We start from the raw sequence: 3,395 nt of genomic DNA on the forward strand, positions 1-3,395 counted from the left end.
ATAATTCCTATCTCTTCGGCGGAAACGCCCCTTACGTAGAGGAACTCTACGAATCCTACTTGCACGATCCAGCTTCTGTAGCTGATCACTGGCGAGATTATTTTGATAACGTGAAGCAAATTCCAGCTGTCGATGGTTCGTCTCGAGCTGACATTGCACATGGACCTATTGTTGCTTCCTTTGCTGAGCGCGCGAAGCAAGGTCCTATTCGTACGGTATCCGCTGATTCGGCTGACTCTGAAATGGGTCGCAAGCGTGTAGCCGTTCAGCAGCTGATTGCTGCGTATCGCAACGTAGGTAATCGTTGGGCGGATATTGATCCCTTAAAGCGCACAGAGCGTCCGGATATTCCTGAATTAGATCCAGCCTTCTATGGCTTTGGTGACGGCGATATGGATATCGTCTTTAACACCAGCAATACATTCTTTGGTAAGTATGAAATGACCTTGCGTGATTTATTGCAAGCCTTGCGTCAAACCTACTGCGGCACCCTGGGTGCCGAGTACATGTTTATTGCAGACCAAAAGATTAAGAAGTGGTGGCAAGAGAAGTTAGAGTCCATTCGCGCAACCCCGCATTTCAATGTGGATCAAAAGCGCCAGATTCTCGACCGCGTGACTGCGGCCGAAGGTTTAGAGCGCTATTTACAGGCTAAGTATGTCGGTCAAAAGCGTTTCTCTCTTGAGGGTGGTGAAAGCTTCATCGCCTGTATGGATGAGTTAATCCGTGAGGCTGGTTCCAAGGGTGTTCAAGAAATTGTGATTGGTATGGCCCACCGCGGTCGTCTCAACGTGTTGGTCAATACTTTGGGCAAGATGCCTACAGACTTGTTTGCTGAGTTTGAGCACAAGGGCCCAGAAACTTTGCCTGCAGGCGACGTGAAGTATCACCAGGGTTTCTCGAGTGATATTGCTACTCCTGCTGGTCCAGTGCATTTGTCATTGGCCTTTAATCCATCCCATCTAGAAATCGTGAACCCAGTGGTTGAGGGTTCTGCCCGTGCTCGTATGGAGCGTCGCGGCGATTTGTTGGGTGAGCAAGTGATGCCGGTATTGGTGCATGGTGATGCGGCGATTGCAGGCCAAGGTGTGATGCAAGAGACTTTAGCGATGGCGGAAGTTCGTGGCTACTCTACTGGTGGCACGATCCATATTGTGATCAACAACCAAATTGGTTTCACTACTTCAGATCCACGCGATTTGCGTTCAAGCTTGTATTGCACCGACATCATGAAAGTAATTGATGCGCCGGTACTGCACGTGAATGGTGATGATCCTGAGGCGGTGGTATTGGCAACAAAGTTGGCAGTAGAGTTCCGTAGCCAGTTTCACAAAGATGTTGCGATTGATATCGTTTGCTTCAGGAAGCTTGGTCACAACGAACAAGATACTCCTGCAATGACACAACCTTTGATGTACAAAATCATTGCAGCTCACCCAGGTACACGCAAGCATTACGCCGATAAGTTAGAGGCACAAGGTGTATTGCCAGTTGGTACTGGTGATTTGATGGTGAAAGAGTACCGTGCTGCAATGGATGCTGGTAAGCAAACCTCTGATCCAGTATTAAGTAACTTTAAGGGTAAGTTCGCAGTAGATTGGTCACCATTCTTAAATAAGAAGTGGACCGATGAGGCGGACACCGCAATTCCGTTAACTGAATGGAAGCGCTTAGCAGAGAGAGTCTCAACAGTTCGCGAAGGTTTCCAAGTTCACCCGCTGGTTGAGAAGGTTCTCAAAGACCGCGCTGCAATGGGTCGCGGTGAAACTAATATCGATTGGGGTATGGGTGAGCATATGGCTTTCGCATCCTTAGTGGCTAGTGGCTACCCAGTTCGCTTATCTGGCGAGGATAGTGGTCGTGGAACCTTTACCCATCGCCACGCAGTGCTTCATAACCAAAGCCGTGAAAAATGGGATAAAGGGGTTTACATTCCCCTCCGTCACATTGCAAAAGATCAAGCTCCATTTTTGGTAATTGACTCGATCTTGTCAGAGGAGGCTGTCCTTGGTTTTGAGTATGGATATGCAGCAGCTGAGCCTAATACCTTGACTATTTGGGAAGCGCAGTTCGGCGATTTTGCTAACGGTGCTCAAGTTGTAATTGACCAATTTATTGCTTCAGGTGAAGTGAAGTGGGGTCGCGCAAACGGCTTGGTCATGATGTTGCCGCACGGTTATGAAGGTCAGGGACCAGAACATTCATCTGCACGTCTAGAGCGCTTCATGCAGTTGTGTGCTGATACCAATATGCAGGTGATTCAGCCAACTACGGCATCACAGATCTTCCACGTATTGCGTCGTCAGATGATTCGTCAATTCCGCAAGCCGCTGATCTTGATGACACCAAAATCATTGCTACGTAACAAGGAAGCCGCTTCGCCATTGACTGAGTTCACTAAGGGTGGTTTCCAAACCATTCTTCCTGAACGCGATGACAGTATCGATGGCAAGAAGGTGACTCGTTTGGTAATGTGTTCCGGTAAGGTTTATTACGATCTAGCCAAAACACGTACCGAGAAAAAGCTTGATGATGTGGCGATTATTCGTTTGGAGCAACTCTATCCGTTCCCACATAAAGCGTTGACTGCTGAGTTGAAGAAGTACCCGAACCTTGAAGAGGTTGTGTGGTGTCAGGATGAACCACAAAACCAAGGCGCTTGGTTCTTTGTTCAGCACAATATTTTGGAGAACATGTCTGAAGGTATGAAGTTGGCATATGCGGGTCGTCCAGCATCAGCTTCACCAGCTTGTGGATATGCTCATCTCCATCAAGAACAGCAAAAGTCTCTTCTTACTGCAGCATTCGCAAAACTTAAGGGTTATGTCATTACGAAGTAATCGTAGACATCACTCAATATACAAACACTAAATAGGATTAATCATGGCTATTTTTGAAGTTAAAGTTCCCCAGCTCTCCGAGTCAGTAGCCGAAGCTACTTTGTTGCAATGGAAAAAGAAGGTCGGTGATGCTGTCGGTCAAGATGAGATTTTGATTGAGATTGAAACCGACAAAGTGGTGTTGGAAGTTCCTGCACCTTCCGCTGGTGTAATCACAGAGATCGTTGTTGCTGACGGCGGCACAGTTGTTGCTGAGCAGTTGATTGCGAAGATTGATAGCACTGCTGTTGCTTCTGCTGCCCCTGCAGCGGCTGTAGCTGCTCCAGCACCTGCAGCAGATCCCGCCGCCGCTCCTGCTAAAGCTGCACCGGCCGCTAAATCATCTGGCGCTGCTGCTGCACCTTCTGCTGCAAAGATCCTTGCAGAGAAAAATATCGATGCTGGTCAAGTTGCTGGTTCTGGACGTGATGGTCGCATCACTAAGGGTGACGCATTAAACGCTTCTGCCGGTGGTGCAAAATCTGCTGCATTGCCGAGCGCACCAATTCCAATGGG

At 48.2% G+C, this 3,395-nt stretch carries 2 protein-coding genes; both read left to right on the forward strand.

Annotated features, from left to right (window positions below; genetic code table 11):
* On the forward strand, positions 1-2,840 hold a 2,840-nt coding region (locus tag B7Y67_RS13490), incomplete at its 5' end, for a 2-oxoglutarate dehydrogenase E1 component (RefSeq protein WP_293599095.1).
* A gap of 43 nt (positions 2,841-2,883) precedes the next feature.
* Positions 2,884-3,395 (forward strand): biotin/lipoyl-containing protein (locus tag B7Y67_RS13495; RefSeq protein ID WP_293599096.1); only part of this gene is annotated, 512 nt, incomplete at its 3' end.

Source organism: Polynucleobacter sp. 35-46-11 (assembly GCF_002281105.1).